Source organism: Delftia sp. DLF01, assembly GCF_014852125.1.
GTDB lineage: Bacteria > Pseudomonadota > Gammaproteobacteria > Burkholderiales > Burkholderiaceae_C > Comamonas > Comamonas acidovorans.
The window spans coordinates 1,563,166-1,578,277 of the sequence record NZ_JACVAZ010000001.1; the positions used below are offsets into that span (position 1 = coordinate 1,563,166).

The following is a 15,112-nucleotide window of genomic DNA, read 5'->3' on the forward strand; positions in this document are numbered from 1 at the left end:
CTGTCACCGGCAGCACCGATGCTCGTTGGCTTCATACCATCCCACGGGGGCCTCCAGGCCCTGGTCCAGCATGAAGCACAAAGAGAGCATCACCAATATCCTGCAGCACGCGAAAACCGCGTCCAATGGGTCCGGCATCGTGGCCAGCCGCCGCCATTTCGTGCGCGGCATGGGCGCATCGGCTCTGGCGCTGCCACTGGCCGGCTGCGGCGGCTCCGATGGCGACAGCAGCATTCCCGTCGAGTTCCGCCACGGCGTGGCCAGCGGCGACCCGTTGAGCGACCGCGTCATCCTCTGGACCCGCGTGACGCCGCCCCAGGGCCATTCCAGCGATATCGAGGTGGAGTGGGAGCTGGCCTCGGACGCCGACTTCAAGACCATCGTGGTGTCGGGCAAGGCCATGGCGCGCGCCACCCAGGACTTCACCTTCAAGGCCGACGCCACGGGCCTCAAGCCGGCCACGCGCTACCACTACCGCTTTCGCTGCCAGGGCATGACCAGCGCCACGGGCCGTACGCGCACCCTGCCCGTGGGCGCGGTGCAGCAGGTCAAGCTGGCCGTGTTCTCCTGCGCCAACTACCCGGCGGGCTACTTCAATGTCTACGCGCATGCCGCGCGCCAGGGCGACCTGGATGCCACCGTGCACCTGGGCGACTACATCTATGAGTACGCACGCGGAGGCTATGCCAATGGCAAGGCCGAAGCCATGCAGCGCCAGAGTCTGCCGGCCAACGAAATCGTCAGCCTGGCCGACTACCGCCAGCGCCATGCCCAGTACAAGAGCGATGCCGACCTGCAGGCCCTGCATGCGGCGGCGCCCATGATCGCCGTCTGGGATGACCACGAAATCTCCAACGACACCTGGATGCACGGCGCCGAAAACCACCAGCCGGCCACCGAGGGCGATTTCGAACTGCGCAAGGTGGCAGCGCTCAAGGCCTATCACGAGTGGATGCCCACGCGCAACGCGCAGCCGGAGATCATCTACCGCAGCTTCGCCTTCGGCGACCTGCTGGCGCTGCACATGCTGGACACGCGCGTCATCGGCCGCGACAAACAACTGGACTACGCCGACTACTTCACCGCCCAGGGCCTGGACGCGGCACGCTTCACCTCCGACATGGCCAATCCTGCGCGCCAGCTCATGGGCGCCACCCAGACCCAGTGGCTGGGCCAGCAGCTGGCAGCCTCGCAGGCCACCTGGCAGGTGCTGGGCCAGCAGGTCCTGATGGGGCGCATGGAGCTGCCGGCGCCCTTGCTGATGGACATCCTCAGCCCCGGCAGCGGTGTCTCGCTGCCGGTCTACGCGGCGCTGCTGGCCAAGGCGCAGGCGAACCCGGCCAGCCTGACGGCGGCGGAAAAGGCCATCCTGGCCCAGCCCAGCATCCCCTACAACCTCGATGCCTGGGACGGCTACGCCGTGGCACGCGAGACCGTGCTGGCCACGGCGCGCAGCCTGGGCAAGAACCTGGTCGTGCTGGCGGGCGACACCCACAATGCCTGGGCCAGCGAACTGCGTGACCGCAGCGGGCAGGCCGTGGGCGTGGAGTTCGCCACCTCGTCCGTCAGCTCGCCGGGTTTCGAGGAATACCTGTCGGGCCAGGACCCGGCCCAGCTGCGTGGCGCGCTGCTGCAATTCATCTCCACGCTCAAGTACTGCGATACCTCGCGCCGTGGCTACATGATCGTCACGGCCACGCCGCAGGCCTGCCAGGCCGAGTGGATCTACGTGGACACCGTGTTCAGCCGCCAATACCAGGCTGTGCGCGATGCGGCCTGGAAGGTGCTGCCCGGCCAGCCGGGCAAGCTGGTTCAGGCCTGAGTGCAGATTTGGGCACAGACCTGGGGGTCTGGGCGGGCCTCGGTAGTTTCCGCCATGGCAGCAGTGCCATGGCTGCGATAACTTTGGACTCGCTGATCCAGGAGGTCCAGGCATGCAGGCATCCCCCGCTCCCGAGAAAGCTTCCGACAACCCGGCCGGCATGCTGCAGGTGCAACTGCTGCGCATGGCCGATCCCTGGCGCTGGCTGGCCCTGGGCTGGCGCGATCTGCGGCGTGCGCCCGGCGTGGCGCTGTTCTACGGCCTGTGCTTCTGGGCCATGGCCCTGCTGATCGGCTGGGTGTTCCGCGCCAGCCCGGAATACAGCATGGCCATGGCCAGCGGCTGCCTGCTTATCGGCCCCTTCCTGGCCATGGGCCTGTACGACACCAGCCGCAGGCTGGAGCGGGGCTTGCCGCCCCAACTGAGCAGCTCGCTGACCTGCTGGGACACGCAGATGGGCAGCATGGGCATGCTGGTCATGGTGCTGCTGGTGCTGGAGATGCTCTGGGCGCGCGCCTCCATGGTGGTCTTTGCCGTGTTCTTCGATACCGGCATGCCGACCACGGCCGGCATGCTGCAGGCCGTGGCGCGGCCCGAGAACTGGGAATTCCTGGCCATTTACCTGCTGGTCGGCGGCGCATTCGCGGCCCTGGTGTTCGCCAGCATGGTGGTGGCGCTGCCGGCCATGCTGGACCGGGGCAGCGACGCACTCACGGCCTGCATCACCAGCATGCGCGTGGTCGGCCTGAACCTGGCCGTCATGCTGCAGTGGGCCGCGATCATCACCGTACTGGTGGCGGTTTCCCTGTGGTGGTATGGCGCGGGCCTGCTGCTGGTGGGGCCTTTGCTGGGTTGTGCCAGTTGGCATGCATACCGTTGCAGCGTGGGCGATTCCGCCGTGCCTGCGTCCACCATATCCTGAGGTTTTCCTGGCATGCCCCGTCTTGCGGCTACAGTGGGGCTTGCAACAACAGAGGAGTCCACCTGTGGCGACACCCAATTACGCCTATGAAAAACGCCAGCGCGAACTGGCCAAGAAGCAGAAGAAGCTAGAGAAGGAGAAGGCCAAGGCTGAAAAAAGACCCGACGACCATGAGGGCGGCGGCTCAGAAGGTAATGCGCAGGCATCTCCTGCAGCAGCCCGTCCCGGCGAGGAAGGCCGCAGCAACTGACACCCTGCCTGCCCTGAGCTCAGGGCAGCAGCTTGCTGAGCTGGGGCCAGACGTTGTCCAGCATGCGCGGCTGGGCCTTGGCCGTGGGGTGGATGCGGTCGGCCTGGAACCACTGGGCTGAATCGGCCGCATCACCGATGCCGGCCAGCAGGAAGGGCACCAGCGGCACCTTCTGCTCCTGCGCCACCTTGGCAAACAGCTGCTCGAACTGGCGCGTATAGCCGCTGCCATAGTTGGGCGGCACCTGCATGCCCACCAGCAACACCTTGGCTCCGGCATCCCGGGCCGCGCGCACCATGGCGTCCAGATTGCCCTGCGTGCTTTGCAGCGGCAGACCCCGCAGCGCATCGTTGCCACCCAATTCGATCACCACCACCGATGGCTTGTGCTGCTTGAGCAAGGCAGGCAGGCGAGAGCGGCCGCCCGAGGTGGTCTCGCCGCTCACGCTGGCGTTGACCAGCGGCACATTCTTGGGACTCTCCTGCAGGCGCTTTTGCAGCAGTGCCACCCAGCCCGTGCCACGGGCCAGTCCGTACTCGGCACTCAGCGAGTCGCCCAGCACCAGCAGCGGGCCCGTCTCGGCTGCCCACGTGGACGTGGCCGTCCAAGTACCCAGCAGTCCGAAGGCCAAGCCGGCCGATATAAAGTGGCGGCGTCGGCGCATTGCGCGCAGCTTGTCTTGCATCGTCTTCCCATCCTCCATGTCACAAAGCACTGCCCAGCCCCTGATCGAAGTCGAGCATGTCTTCAAGTCGGTCAGCGATTCGACCGGAACACTGGATATTCTGCGGGATATCGATCTGCGTTTTGCCGCAAGGGAAACCGTGGCCATCGTCGGTGCCTCGGGCTCGGGCAAAAGCACGCTGCTGTCCATTCTTGCCGGCCTGGATACGCCCACGCGCGGCACGGTGCGGCTGCAGGGCCAGGACATGTTCGCGCTGGATGAGGATGCACGCGCCGCCGTGCGCGCGCAAAAGCTGGGCTTTGTCTTCCAGAGCTTCCAGCTGCTGGGCAATCTGACGGCGCTGGAGAACGTGATGCTGCCGCTGGAGCTGGCGGGCAGCCGCGAGGCCCGCCGCCGCGCCACCGAGATGCTGGAGCGCGTGGGCCTGGGCCAGCGCCTGGGCCACTATCCCAAGCTGCTGTCGGGCGGCGAGCAGCAGCGCGTGGCGCTGGCCCGCGCCTTCGTGGTCGAGCCCGCCGTGCTGCTGGCCGACGAGCCCACGGGCAGCCTGGACTTTGCGACCGGCGAAACCATCATGGAGCTGATGTTCGCGCTCAACCGCGAACGCGGCACGACGCTGGTCATGGTCACCCATGACCGAGCCATCGCCGCGCGCTGCGAGCGGCGTGTGACCATCGAGGCCGGCCGCGTTGCCAGCATCGAAGAGGGGCAGGCGCTGGCGGCCTGATCGGACGCCAGCAAGGGGTGGCGCTCAGGCCGCCACGGCCTCACGGCGCCCGGCTGCCTCGCAGGCAGCTGCCGTGAAGATCACATCGGTCGAGGAGTTCAGCGCGGTTTCGGCCGAGTCCTGGATCACGCCGATCACAAAGCCCACGCCAACCACCTGCATGGCCAGATCGTTGGAGATGCCGAACAGGCTGCAGGCCAGCGGAATCAGCAGCAGCGAGCCGCCGGCCACGCCCGAGGCGCCGCAGGCGCACACCGCGGACACCACGCACAGCAAGATGGCGGTCAGCAGATCCACCTCGATGCCCAGCGTATGAGCCGCAGCCAGCGAGAGCACGCTGATGGTGACGGCGGCGCCGGCCATGTTGATGGTGGCGCCCAGCGGGATGGAGACGCTGTAGGTGTCCTCATCCAGGCCCAGGCGCTTGGCCAGCGCCAGGTTCACCGGAATGTTGGCGGCCGAGCTGCGCGTGAAGAAGGCCGTCACCGCGCTCTCGCGCAGGCAGGTCAGTACCAGCGGATAGGGGTTGCGACGCGTCTGTGTCCAGACGATGAGCGGGTTCACCACCAGGGCCACGAAGAGCATGCAGCCCAGCAGCACGGCCAGCAGGTGCGCGTAGTCCAGCAGCTTTTCCAGGCCCGACTGGGCAAAGGTGCCGGCCACCAGGCCGAAGATGCCCAGCGGCGCCAGCCGGATCACGCCCTGGATCACGCGGGTGATGGCCTGGCCCAGGTCCTGCATCACGGTGCGCGTGGACTCCGAGGCATGGCGCAGGGCCATGCCCATGGCCAGTGCCCAGGCGAGGATGCCGATGTAGTTGGCATTCATCAGCGCACGCACGGGGTTGTCGAAGGCGCTTTGCACCAGGGCCATCAGCACTTCGCCAATGCGCCCGGGCGCGCCCTGGGCCGGGGCGGCATCCTTGAACTGGATGGTGGAAGGGAAGGCCATGCTGGCCGCCACGGCGACCACGGCCGCCGCAAAGGTGCCCAGCACATACAGCCACAGGATGGGGCGGATCTGCGTGGCCTGGCCAGGCCGGTGGTTGCTGGTGGCCGAGACCACCAGCAGCAGCACCAGCACGGGCGCCACGGCCTTGAGGGCGGAGATGAACAGCGTGCCCAGCAGGGACACGGACTGGGCGGCCTCGGGCCAGAGCCAGGCCAGCAGGCCGCCAGCGACCAGGCTGATGGCGATCTGGCCGACCAGGCTGGTGCGGGCAAGCCGGGCGAAGAGGGCTTTGAGCATGATGGTTGGCAAAGAAAAGGAAAAAACTCAAGCGATGGAAAAATGCAAAGCGGCATGCCCGTGGCTACGGTGCATGCCGCAATGTGCAGGGCTGCTGGAAGGCGGCCAAGCCGCGCAGTGTAGCGGCTACGTAAAAACCACAGGAGCCGTTGCGCGCAGACGGGCTTCGCAAGGCGGGGCCCGGGGCACCGCTCAATTGGCGGGATAATTGCGCCCCATGTCGTCCCCCAAAGTTCTCTTCGGCTTCCACGCCGTCGGCGTGCGCATGAAGACCGCGCCCCAATCCATCATCGAGGTCTACTACGAGGCCACGCGCCGCGATGCGCGCATGCGCCAGTTCCTCGACCGCGCCAAGTCGGCTGGCGTCCGGCTGATCGAGGCCGACGGCGAACGCCTTGCCAAGCTGGCTGGCAGCCATGGCCACCAGGGCGTGGCCGCGCGCGTGGAGGCGGTGGCCCAGGTGCATTCGCTGGACGAATTGCTGGAGCAGCTGGAGGCAGACGGCATCAGCAAGCCGCTGCTGCTGGTGCTGGACGGCGTGACCGATCCGCACAATCTGGGGGCCTGCCTGCGCGTGGCCGATGGCGCCGGCGCCCATGCGGTGATTGCGCCCAAGGACCATGCGGTAGGCGTGAACGCCACCGTGGCCAAGGTGGCCAGCGGCGCGGCCGAGACCGTGCCCTATTTCATGGTCACCAACCTGGCGCGCACGCTCAATGAGCTCAAGGAGCGCGACATCTGGATCATCGGCACCAGCGACGATGCGCCCAAGACCCTGTACGAGGTGGACCTCACGGGCCCCACGGCCCTGGTGCTGGGCGCCGAAGGCGACGGCATGCGCCAGCTCACGCGCAAGACCTGCGACGAGCTGATCGGCATCCCCATGATGGGCGCCGTCTCCAGCCTCAACGTGTCCGTGGCCAGCGGCGTGTGCCTGTACGAAGCGCTGCGCCAGCGCGGCCAGGGCACCACGCCTGCCGTTTCTGCCGCCCCGGCTGACCAGATCTAGGCCGGCGCGCCGCTGGCGCCCGCACTTGCACCTTCGGCCGTGCCCAGTTCCACCACGCTCTCGAAGCCGCCCCAGAACATGCGCTTGGCGTCGAAGGGCATGGTGGCCGGGTCCATGGAGGCAATGCGCGGGTCCTTCATGACGGCGGCATTGATGCGATCGCGCTCCGCGCGCGACGCATAGATGATCCATGAGAAGAACACGATCTCGCCTTCCTTGAGCTGCACGGCCTGGGGAAACGAGGTCAGCTTGCCCATGGGCACGTCATCGCCCGCGCATTCCCAGTACTGCAGCGCGCCGTACTCCATCCATACCTTGCCTGCGGCCTGCGCCACCTCGCGGTAGGCCTGCAGGTTGGCCCGGGGAACGGGCAGCACGAATCCGTCGATGTAGTGCATGGCTCTCTCCTGGTGAAATCCGGCTTCAGAGCCGGGCTGCGAGCTCGGCCAGCTGGTCAGTGCACTGGCCCCAGCCGGTGTGAAAACCCATGGCTTCGTGCTGGGCGCGGTCGGCAGCACTCCAATGGCGCACCCGGGCGGTATAGCGGGTCTGGCTGCCTTCGGGGTCAAAGCTGACGATGCCCGTCATGAAGGGCTTGTCGGCAGGCACCCAGCCTTGGGTGAATGCGTCGGTGAAGACCAGGCGGCGGTTGGGAATGACTTCCAGATAGACGCCGCTGCCGGGCATCTCCTGGCCTTCAGGGCTGCGCATGACGATGAGGCTGTGGCCGCCGGGCCGCACATCGTTGTCCACGCGGGACACGCTCCAGGGGCTGGGCGCAAACCATTGCTGGATCAGCGCGGGTTCGGTCCAGCAGCGGTAGAGCCTGTCGGCGGGAATGTCCAGCAGGCGCGTGAGCACCAGGTCGTTGGCGTGTTCGGGAAGGTCTTGTGCTGTCATGGCGCTCCTCATTGCATGGAATGCAGGCCGATTCGGTTGCCCTCGGTGTCCACCACGACGGCGCAGTGCCCGTGGGGGCCTATGGAGAATTTGGCCTGCTCGATGCGCCCGCCTGCGGCCTCGACGCGGCCCTGTTCGATGGCACAGTCCTCGCAGCCGAAATAGACCAGGGTGCCGCCGCCGCCGGAAGGTGCGCCGTCCATCCGCACCAGCATTCCGCCCGCGCCGGGGCCTGTCATGTCCATCGGAAAGGACAGCATCTCCTGGCTGTCGGAGCCATCTGGCGCCGGCAGATGCTCCAGCTTGCCCTGGAAGACGGTTTCATAGAACCGGCGCGCACGCGCCATGTCCTGCACATGGATCTCGAACCAGACGACGGGATTGGCGTTCATGAAGACTCCTTCTTGGGTGACAGAGGCAATGTGTGTCGGCCGGCCTTGTTCAGGCCTCGCCCTTGACGTTGACCATCCATGGTGTGTTGAAGCGGTCCGTCACCATGCCAAAGCCCGGCGACCAGAACGTGGCCTGGAAGGGCATGGTCACCTTGCCGCCTTCGGCCAGCGCGTTGAAGATGCGGCCGCCTTCGGTGGCGTCGTCCACGCCGATCGAGATCCACATGCCCTGGGCCTGCTGGTAGCCGCCGCCACCGCAGTTGTCGGTGGCGTCCGAGGCCATCAGCGCCTGGTCCTTGATCTGCAGGTGGGCATGCATGATGAGCCCCTTGGCGGAATCGGGCATCTGCTCCATGCCCGGTGTCTCGCCAAAGGTGCTCTGGTGCACGATGGTGCCGCCGAACAGCCTGGCGTAGAAGGCAAAGGCCTCGGCGCAGTTGCCGTTGAAGTTCAGATAGGGAATGAATTGCATGGAATGCTCCTGAAGTGGTTGGTGGCGAGGGGAGGGGGAGAGGAGTGGGAGGATGGGCGCAGGAGGCCTCAGCGGCCGTCATGCGCGCGCTCAAGAGCGGCGATGTCCAGCTTTTGCATGCCCAGCAGGGCCTGCATCACGCGCTGGGCGGCGTCCATGTCGGGGCCCCCCATCCAGCCCGCCATCTGGGCCGGAACGATTTGCCACGACAGGCCATGGCGGTCCTTGAGCCAGCCGCATTGACGCGCCGCCGGGTCGCCGCCCTCGGACAGGGCGCCCCAGTAGTGGTCTATCTCGTCCTGCGTATCGCAACTGACCATCAGCGAGACGGCCTCGTTGAAGCGGAACATCGGGCCGCCGTTGAGCGCCAGAAAGGGCTGGCCGTCCAACTCGAATTGCACCGTCATCACGCTGCCGGCCGGCCTGCCGTGGATGTCGTGGCCGGCTTCGCCATAGCGGGCAATGGCCGTGATGCGGGAATCGGGAAAGACTTCCGTATAGAAGCGCGCCGCCTGCTCGCCCTGGTTGTCAAACCAGAGGCAGGGCTGGATGCGGCCGGTGTGCAAAGCCATGCTTGTCTCCTTGGTGACGGTGAAAACCGTTTTTGCCGTTCGATGCCGGCTTTTTATCGATTTCTGCCCGGCGTGTGTACGCCGTTCACATATGCTAGGGACTAAAATGGACGCTGTCCACATCAGGCGTTGTCAGCTTCGGTGTCAAGCTGTAAATCGGCGGGGCAGGGCTGTCGTCCCTTATGTGTGACGTGGTCATGCAGAAAAAAAAGGAATCAAAACAGTGACGCAGCGACGTGTCAGGCGTGAGTCATACCACCATGGCGACCTGCGCCAGGCCCTGGTCGAGGCTGGCCTGGCACTGGCGCGCGAAGGCGGTCCCCAGGCCATCGTGCTGCGCGAGGCCACGCGGCGGGCGGGCGTGGCGCCGAATGCGGCCTATCGTCACTTTGCCAACCGCCAGGCACTGTTTGATGCCGTGCGCGCTGCGGCCCTGGGCGCACTGGCCGCGGCCATCGAGGCCGAAATGGTCCAGGCCCGTGCCCTGCCCGATGCGCTGCAGCGCTCACGCGCCTTGCTGGCTGCCGTGGGCCGGGGCTACCTGGGCTTTGCCCAGACGGAGACCGGCTGGTTCCGCACGGCCTTTGCCTCTGTCGAGTACGACGTGGACCTGCCGCCCGACACCACGCGTGCGGCGGCCATGGGCCTGAACCCGTTCGAGCTGCTGGGCTACGCGCTGGACAGCATGACCGAGGCCGGCGTGCTGCCGCCCGAGCGTCGTCCCCAGGCCGAGTTCCTGGCCTGGTCGGCCGTGCACGGCATGGCCTTGCTGGTGATCGACGGCCCGCTGCGGCGTGCCACACCCGAGCAGCGTCGGGCGCTGGCGCTGCGCCTGCTGGAGATGGTGGAAAAAGGCATTTGATGCGCCCTGGGGCGGCGCTGCCGCACAATGGCCTGCTTTTTTTCCTTCGCCCTCCAATGCCCGACGAACCTTCCCCCACTTCGCTGCCTGCGGCTGCCGCTGAACTGCCCGGCCAGCGCGAGCTGCACGAGCTGCGCGAGCGCATCGCGCATGCAGCGCACATCGCCGTGCTCACGGGCGCAGGCGTCAGTGCCGAGTCCGGCGTGCCCACGTTCCGCGATGACAAGAACAGCTATTGGGCACAGTTCAACCCGCAGGACATGGCCAGCGAAGCGGGCTTTCGCGCCCATCCGCAGCGCGTGTGGCAGTGGTATGCGCACCGGCGCGAGGCCGTGGCGGCAGTGCAGCCCAATGCAGGCCACCACGCGCTGGCGCAGTGGGCCTTGCAGCACCCGGGCCGCATGACCCTGGTCACGCAGAACGTGGATGGCCTGCACCAGCGCGCGGGCAGCCCCGGCGTGCTGTGCTTGCATGGCGAGTTGATGCGCGACCGTTGGCTCGAGCGGCCCCGCGCCTGCTGCGACCTGGCCGGGCAGAACCCTGGCGAGCCTCCGCAGTGCCCTGTTTGCGGCAACCTGGTGCGCCCGGGCGTGGTCTGGTTCGGCGAGTCCCTGCCCATGGGCATATGGCAGGCCGCCGAGGCTGCCGTGCAGCGCTGCGAGGTACTGCTGGTGGTCGGCACCTCGGGCGCCGTGTATCCGGCAGCGGGGCTGGCCCGAATCGCGCGCCGGGCAGGCGCGCACGTGGCCGTCATCAACCTGGCGCCTTCCGAGCTGGATGACGCAGCGCACCAGTGCCTGCGCGGCCCATCGGCCCAGATCCTGCCCGCGCTGCTGGCGGGCTGAGAGGCCCCGGCCAGGGCGGGCAGGCTGCCCTGGCCTGCGCAGGTCAGTCCCTTGCGCCTTCTTCCTGACTGGCCTGGTTGAGCTCGGCCACGTCCTGAGCCGACAGCTGCAGGCGCGTGGCCTGCACCAGTTGCTGCAACTGGGCCAGCGAGGTCGCGCTTGCGATGGGCGAAGTCACAAACGGGCGCTGCATCTGCCAGGCCAGGGCCACGCACGCGGGCTGGCTGTTCAGGCGCGCAGCCACCGAGTCCAGGGCCTGCACAATGCGCAGGCCGCGCGGGTTCAGGTAGGTGGCCACGGTCTTGCCGCCGCGCGCACTCTTGGCTGCGTCTTCGCTGCTGCGGTACTTGCCCGTCAGAAAACCCGCTGCCAGCGCATAGAAGTTGATGATGCCCACCTGCTCGGCCGCGCACAGCGGCGCCAGATCGCGCTCCAGCACGGCGCGGTCGTACAGGTTGTACAGCGGCTGCAGGCTCTCGTAGCGCGGCAGACCCAGCGCGGCGCTGGTGCGCAGGGCCTCGGCCAGGCGCGGCGCGCTGTGGTTGGAGGCGCCAATGGCCCGCACCTTGCCTGCGGCGATCAGGTCGGCAAAGGCGCCCAGGGTATCGGCCAGCGGCACGCTGGCGTCGTCGTCATGCGACTGGTACAGGTCGATGTAGTCCGTCTGCAGGCGCTGCAGCGAGGCATCCACGGCCTGGCGGATGTACTCGGGGCGCAGGCCCACCCGGCCCTCGCCCATGTCCTTGCCGACCTTGGTGGCCAGCACGATGTCGGCGCGCCGTCCGCTGCGCTTGAGCCATTTGCCGATCACGGTCTCCGACTCGCCGCCCGCATGGCCCGGCGCCCAGCGCGAGTACACGTCGGCCGTGTCGATGAAGTTCATGCCGGCATCCAGCCAGGCGTCGAGCAGCGAGAACGACGTGGCCTCGTCCACGGTCCAGCCGAAGACATTGCCGCCAAAGCACAGCGGCGAGACCTGCAGGCCGCTGCGGCCCAGGGAACGAAGGGAAGGGGCTTGCGCCATGTACGGCTCCTTTTGACGAAAAAACCAGGGTAGTCCTCAGGACCTCTCAGATCCAGCCCAGCGCACCCAGCAGCGCGCCCGCGCCCAGCAGCCACAGCAGGTGGATGCGCGTGCGCCACACCAGCAGGGCGCAGGCCAGGGTCAGCAGCCACAGGCGCCAGTCCTGGGCCGGGCGGCCGCTGGCGCTGCCCAGTAGCCAGCCCGTGGCCAGCAGCAGCCCGATGACCAGCGGCCCCATGCCCTGCTTGAAGGCACGCACGCCGCGCCGGTTCCTGTTGCGCTGGCCCCAGCGCGAGGCCTGCCAGGCCAGCACGGAGCTTGGCAGCAGGATGCCGACCATGCAGATGGTCACGCCCAGCGCGCCAAAGGTCCATGCCAGCGGCCCGGTGCCCCCGCCCGCGTTCAGGCCCAGGTTCCAGCCCAGCAGGGCGATGAAGAGAACATTGGGCCCGGGCGCCGCCTGGGCGATGGCGATGGAGCTGCTGAACTGCGCCTCGCTGAGCCAGCCGTGGCCATCGACCAGGAAGCGGTGCATGTCGGGCGCCGTGGCAATGGCGCCGCCTACGGCCATCAGCGACAGCGTCAGGAAATACAGCAGCAACTGCAGCCAGTCGGCGGGCTGCAGGTTCAGGGCGATCTGGTGGGCGGCGTTCATGGGGCGAGCTTTCTCCAGGTCAGCACGCAGCCGGCACCGCCGACCACCAGCAGCACCCAGGCCAGCGGCACGCGCAGCACGGCCATGGCAATGAACGAGGCCAGCGCCAGGGCCGCGCTGCACCAGCGCCCCAGCGGGTGTCGGCTCAGCGTGCTCGTCAGCTTCAGCCCCATGCCCGCCACCAGGCCGGCCGCGACGGCGCCCATGCCGCGCAGCGCCCCGGCCATGGCGGGGTGGTCGGCCAGCTGCGAATAGATCACGGTCAGCGTCAGCACCAGCAGCATGGGAAAGCACAGCATCCCGCACACGGCGACCACGGCGCCACGCCAGCCGAAGTAGCGCTCGCCAATGGTGATGGACAGGTTGACCACATTGGGCCCGGGCATGATCTGGGCCACGGCCCAGTCCTCCACGAACTCGTCGTTGGTCAGCCAGCGCTTTTTCTCGACCAGCTCGCGCTGCACCACGGCCAGCACGCCGCCAAAGCCCTGCAGGGCCAGCCAGGTGAAGGACCAGAACAGGTCGCGCAGGTTGGCCGGGGCGGGGCGCTGGGTAGGCGCATCGGCGGTGTCGTGTGGCGGGGAAGCCTGGGGCGGCGATGCGGGCATGTTCTGGCTTGTGTCTGGGCCGCCCGGGCAGGGCCCGGGGACGGCATCGCTGTTGTCATGGGGTGGAACCGTGCGGGCCGATCCTGTCTCCGTGCCTGCCTCGGGGTGGCACGCACGGAATATTAATCCTGCGCAGCGGCCTCGTCGGCAGCGGCCCCATCGGCAACGGCGATGGGGGCATTGCAAGCGCAGATGGCTTGCTGCCGGCATGCACCCGGGCCTGCCCGCCGGCCTGCCTGAACAGGAGTAGATTCTCTCCACCCACACAACCCGAGGATCTCCGGCATGGACATGGATTGGAGCAAGGCGCTGCAGGAAAGCCTGGTCTGGCTGGCGGCGGCCTCAGTGATCACCGTCGTGGCTTTCGCGGCCGTGGCGCTGCTGCTGGTTCGATTCACCCGCTGGGGTCGGCAGTTCTGGCAGCTGGCCGGCCCGTTCCTGCACCCCAGAAACAGCTGGTGGCCGCTGCTGGTGTTCATGCTGCTGCTGGTGCTGGCCCTGGTCTCGGTGCGCATGAACGTGCTGTTCTCCTTTTGGTACAACGGCTTCTACAGCGCGCTGCAGGAGCTGGACCAGAAGGGCTTCTGGCGATTCCTGGGCATCTTCGCGGTGCTGGCCACCATCCATGTGATGCGCGAGCTGTTCAACTACTACGTGAACCAGGCGTTCCGCATCCGCTGGCGGGTCTGGCTCAACGAGCGCGTGACCACCGACTGGATGCGCGGCGACGCCTACTACCGCAGCCACTTCCTGGACGAGCCGGTGGACAACCCCGACCAGCGCATCGAGCTGGATGTGAACACCTTTGTCTCGAACTCGCTGACCCTGGCGCTGGGTGCCGTCAGCGCCGTGGTCTCGCTGGTGGCGTTCACGGGCATTCTCTGGGGGCTGTCCGCGCCCATTGCCGTGGCGGGCGTGGAGGTTCCGCGGGCCATGGTCTTTGCGGTCTACGTCTACGTGATCATCGCCACGCTGATCGCCTTTCGCCTGGGCCAGCCGCTGATCCGGCTGAACTTCCTGAACGAGAGGCTGACCGCCAACTTCCGCTATGCCCTGGTGCGCGTGCGTGAATATGCGGAGAACATCGCCTTCTACCAGGGCGCGGCCATCGAGCGCAACACGCTTTTGACGCGATTCTCGGCGTTGATCGCCAATGTCTGGGCCCTGGTCTACCGCAGCCTGAAGTTCGACGGCTTCAACCTCACCGTCAACCAGGTGGCCGTGGTCTTTCCCTTTTTGCTGCAGGCGCCGCGCTTTTTCAGCGGTGCCATCAAGCTCGGTGATGTGATGCAGACCTCGCAGGCCTTTGGGCAGGTGCAGGATGCGCTGTCCTTCTTTCGAACCTCCTACGACACCTTCGCCCAGTACCGCGCTGCGCTGGACCGCCTGTGCGGCTTTCTGGATGCCAATGCCCAGACCCGCGAACTGCCCCAGGTCGTCCACAAAGAGCAACCCGGCGCCCTGGACATCGAGGACCTGCAGGTCAGCCGCCCTGATGGCCACCACCTGCTCAGCGGCCTGCAACTGAAGCTCATTCCCGGCCAGGCGCTGCTGATCAAGGGGCCTTCGGGCAGCGGCAAGACTACCTTGCTGCGGTCCATTGCCGGCCTGTGGCCGCACGCCGAAGGCACGGTGGGCCGCCCTGGCGGCCACCAGGCGCTGTTCCTGTCTCAGCGCCCGTATCTGCCGCTGGGTGACCTGCGCACGGCCATTGCCTATCCCGCCGATGCCTCGCCGCAGGACGACGAGCGGCTGCAGCAGGCGCTGCGCCAGGTCAGCCTGGCCCATCTGGCCGACAAGCTGGATGTGAACCAGGATTGGTCCCGCATCCTGTCGATTGGCGAGCAGCAGCGCCTGGCCTTTGCCCGCGTGCTGTTCAACCGGCCCGCCATCGTCTTTCTCGATGAATCCACCTCGGCCATGGACGAGGGCCTGGAGCATGCGCTGTACACCCTGCTGCGCGAGCAGATGCGCTCGACCATGCTGGTGAGCGTGGGCCACCGCAGCACGCTGGCGGGTTTCCATACCCACGCGCTGGCGGTCGATGGCAATGGCGGGTGGACGCTGTCGGAAGGAAGCGCATCGCAGAGCGCGCCCCGGGCTTGATCCGCGTGCGGCC

At 67.4% G+C, this 15,112-nt stretch carries 18 protein-coding genes; 8 read left to right on the top strand and 10 right to left on the bottom strand.

The genetic code is table 11. The annotated features are described in order from the left end of the window. Positions 1-70 precede the first annotated feature (70 nt). From IB269_RS06910 to IB269_RS06920, 3 genes are all read left to right on the top strand, one after another. The gene (locus IB269_RS06910) at positions 71-1,822 is read left to right on the top strand and encodes an alkaline phosphatase D family protein (RefSeq protein WP_192366735.1); all 1,752 of its coding nucleotides are present in this window, start codon (positions 71-73) and stop codon (positions 1,820-1,822) included. Between the two features lie 112 nt (positions 1,823-1,934). Beyond that, positions 1,935-2,744: a DUF2189 domain-containing protein gene (locus IB269_RS06915; RefSeq protein WP_088164523.1), complete on the top strand. Its 810-nt coding sequence runs from the start codon at positions 1,935-1,937 to the stop codon at positions 2,742-2,744. 64 nt (positions 2,745-2,808) lie between these two features. Further along, positions 2,809-2,994, top strand: coding sequence for a hypothetical protein (locus IB269_RS06920; RefSeq protein ID WP_084027362.1), 186 nt, complete (start codon positions 2,809-2,811; stop codon positions 2,992-2,994). A 19-nt stretch (positions 2,995-3,013) separates the two neighbouring features. Here the strand turns inward: IB269_RS06920 and IB269_RS06925 are convergent, their stop codons facing one another. Continuing rightward, on the bottom strand, positions 3,014-3,679 hold the full coding sequence (locus IB269_RS06925; protein WP_034398647.1) for an arylesterase: 666 nt from the start codon (positions 3,677-3,679) through the stop codon (positions 3,014-3,016). A 16-nt stretch (positions 3,680-3,695) separates the two neighbouring features. Between IB269_RS06925 and IB269_RS06930 the strand changes: the two genes are divergently transcribed. Then, positions 3,696-4,406, top strand: coding sequence for an ABC transporter ATP-binding protein (locus IB269_RS06930; protein WP_013802182.1), 711 nt, complete (start codon positions 3,696-3,698; stop codon positions 4,404-4,406). Between the two features lie 24 nt (positions 4,407-4,430). Here IB269_RS06930 and sstT read toward each other — a convergent pair whose 3' ends face one another. After that, positions 4,431-5,654, bottom strand: a complete 1,224-nt coding sequence (gene sstT, locus IB269_RS06935) for a serine/threonine transporter SstT (protein ID WP_013802183.1) — start codon at positions 5,652-5,654, stop codon at positions 4,431-4,433. Positions 5,655-5,871: 217 nt separating this feature from the next. On the opposite strand from sstT, the gene rlmB reads away from it, so the two are divergent. Further along, positions 5,872-6,663: a 23S rRNA (guanosine(2251)-2'-O)-methyltransferase RlmB gene (gene rlmB, locus IB269_RS06940; RefSeq protein ID WP_012205857.1), complete on the top strand. Its 792-nt coding sequence runs from the start codon at positions 5,872-5,874 to the stop codon at positions 6,661-6,663. Here the strand turns inward: rlmB and IB269_RS06945 are convergent. From IB269_RS06945 to IB269_RS06965, 5 genes are all read right to left on the bottom strand, one after another. Next, positions 6,660-7,061, bottom strand: coding sequence for a DUF1428 domain-containing protein (locus IB269_RS06945; protein ID WP_192366736.1), 402 nt, complete (start codon positions 7,059-7,061; stop codon positions 6,660-6,662). The genes rlmB and IB269_RS06945 overlap by 4 nt on opposite strands. A gap of 25 nt (positions 7,062-7,086) precedes the next feature. Next, on the bottom strand, positions 7,087-7,563 hold the full coding sequence (locus IB269_RS06950) for an SRPBCC family protein (RefSeq protein WP_034394293.1): 477 nt from the start codon (positions 7,561-7,563) through the stop codon (positions 7,087-7,089). Between the two features lie 8 nt (positions 7,564-7,571). Continuing rightward, positions 7,572-7,955, bottom strand: coding sequence for a VOC family protein (locus IB269_RS06955; RefSeq protein ID WP_013802186.1), 384 nt, complete (start codon positions 7,953-7,955; stop codon positions 7,572-7,574). A gap of 49 nt (positions 7,956-8,004) precedes the next feature. Then, positions 8,005-8,427, bottom strand: coding sequence for a VOC family protein (locus IB269_RS06960; RefSeq protein ID WP_034394280.1), 423 nt, complete (start codon positions 8,425-8,427; stop codon positions 8,005-8,007). 68 nt (positions 8,428-8,495) lie between these two features. Beyond that, on the bottom strand, positions 8,496-8,999 hold the full coding sequence (locus IB269_RS06965; RefSeq protein WP_192366737.1) for a VOC family protein: 504 nt from the start codon (positions 8,997-8,999) through the stop codon (positions 8,496-8,498). A 223-nt stretch (positions 9,000-9,222) separates the two neighbouring features. Between IB269_RS06965 and IB269_RS06970 the strand changes: the two genes are divergently transcribed. Together IB269_RS06970 and IB269_RS06975 are read left to right on the top strand one after the other, a co-directional pair. After that, positions 9,223-9,861 carry a TetR/AcrR family transcriptional regulator gene (locus IB269_RS06970; RefSeq protein ID WP_192366738.1) on the top strand — a complete coding sequence of 213 codons (639 nt, stop codon included), beginning with the start codon at positions 9,223-9,225 and terminating at the stop codon, positions 9,859-9,861. Beyond that, positions 9,861-10,706 (top strand): NAD-dependent deacylase, encoded by an 846-nt coding sequence (locus IB269_RS06975; protein WP_192366739.1) that lies wholly within the window; start codon positions 9,861-9,863, stop codon positions 10,704-10,706. Before IB269_RS06970 ends, IB269_RS06975 begins: the two co-directional genes overlap by 1 nt. A gap of 43 nt (positions 10,707-10,749) precedes the next feature. Here the strand turns inward: IB269_RS06975 and IB269_RS06980 are convergent, their stop codons facing one another. Genes IB269_RS06980 through IB269_RS06990 form a run of 3 tightly spaced genes read right to left on the bottom strand, consistent with a single transcriptional unit; the run spans position 10,750 to position 12,993 of the window. After that, complete coding sequence (locus tag IB269_RS06980; protein ID WP_192366740.1) at positions 10,750-11,730, bottom strand: aldo/keto reductase; 981 nt, start codon at positions 11,728-11,730, stop codon at positions 10,750-10,752. Between the two features lie 46 nt (positions 11,731-11,776). Beyond that, on the bottom strand, positions 11,777-12,385 hold the full coding sequence (locus tag IB269_RS06985) for a chromate transporter (RefSeq protein WP_192366741.1): 609 nt from the start codon (positions 12,383-12,385) through the stop codon (positions 11,777-11,779). Continuing rightward, on the bottom strand, positions 12,382-12,993 hold the full coding sequence (locus tag IB269_RS06990) for a chromate transporter (protein ID WP_192366742.1): 612 nt from the start codon (positions 12,991-12,993) through the stop codon (positions 12,382-12,384). The genes IB269_RS06985 and IB269_RS06990 overlap by 4 nt, the downstream gene beginning before the upstream one ends. A 285-nt stretch (positions 12,994-13,278) precedes the next feature. On the opposite strand from IB269_RS06990, the gene IB269_RS06995 reads away from it, so the two are divergent. Next, positions 13,279-15,099, top strand: coding sequence for an ABC transporter ATP-binding protein/permease (locus tag IB269_RS06995; RefSeq protein WP_192366743.1), 1,821 nt, complete (start codon positions 13,279-13,281; stop codon positions 15,097-15,099). Positions 15,100-15,112 lie beyond the last annotated feature (13 nt).

Coding starts and splice junctions, on each gene's coding strand:
- IB269_RS06955 (WP_013802186.1), bottom strand. CDS start 7,955: ATGAACGCCAATCCCGTCGTCTGGTTCGAGATCCATGTGCAGGACATG.
- rlmB (WP_012205857.1), top strand. CDS start 5,872: ATGTCGTCCCCCAAAGTTCTCTTCGGCTTCCACGCCGTCGGCGTGCGC.
- IB269_RS06930 (WP_013802182.1), top strand. CDS start 3,696: ATGTCACAAAGCACTGCCCAGCCCCTGATCGAAGTCGAGCATGTCTTC.
- IB269_RS06980 (WP_192366740.1), bottom strand. CDS start 11,730: ATGGCGCAAGCCCCTTCCCTTCGTTCCCTGGGCCGCAGCGGCCTGCAG.
- IB269_RS06925 (WP_034398647.1), bottom strand. CDS start 3,679: ATGCAAGACAAGCTGCGCGCAATGCGCCGACGCCGCCACTTTATATCG.
- IB269_RS06990 (WP_192366742.1), bottom strand. CDS start 12,993: ATGCCCGCATCGCCGCCCCAGGCTTCCCCGCCACACGACACCGCCGAT.
- IB269_RS06960 (WP_034394280.1), bottom strand. CDS start 8,427: ATGCAATTCATTCCCTATCTGAACTTCAACGGCAACTGCGCCGAGGCC.
- IB269_RS06985 (WP_192366741.1), bottom strand. CDS start 12,385: ATGAACGCCGCCCACCAGATCGCCCTGAACCTGCAGCCCGCCGACTGG.
- IB269_RS06975 (WP_192366739.1), top strand. CDS start 9,861: ATGCGCCCTGGGGCGGCGCTGCCGCACAATGGCCTGCTTTTTTTCCTT.
- IB269_RS06910 (WP_192366735.1), top strand. CDS start 71: ATGAAGCACAAAGAGAGCATCACCAATATCCTGCAGCACGCGAAAACC.
- IB269_RS06965 (WP_192366737.1), bottom strand. CDS start 8,999: ATGGCTTTGCACACCGGCCGCATCCAGCCCTGCCTCTGGTTTGACAAC.
- IB269_RS06950 (WP_034394293.1), bottom strand. CDS start 7,563: ATGACAGCACAAGACCTTCCCGAACACGCCAACGACCTGGTGCTCACG.
- sstT (WP_013802183.1), bottom strand. CDS start 5,654: ATGCTCAAAGCCCTCTTCGCCCGGCTTGCCCGCACCAGCCTGGTCGGC.
- IB269_RS06915 (WP_088164523.1), top strand. CDS start 1,935: ATGCAGGCATCCCCCGCTCCCGAGAAAGCTTCCGACAACCCGGCCGGC.
- IB269_RS06945 (WP_192366736.1), bottom strand. CDS start 7,061: ATGCACTACATCGACGGATTCGTGCTGCCCGTTCCCCGGGCCAACCTG.
- IB269_RS06995 (WP_192366743.1), top strand. CDS start 13,279: ATGGACATGGATTGGAGCAAGGCGCTGCAGGAAAGCCTGGTCTGGCTG.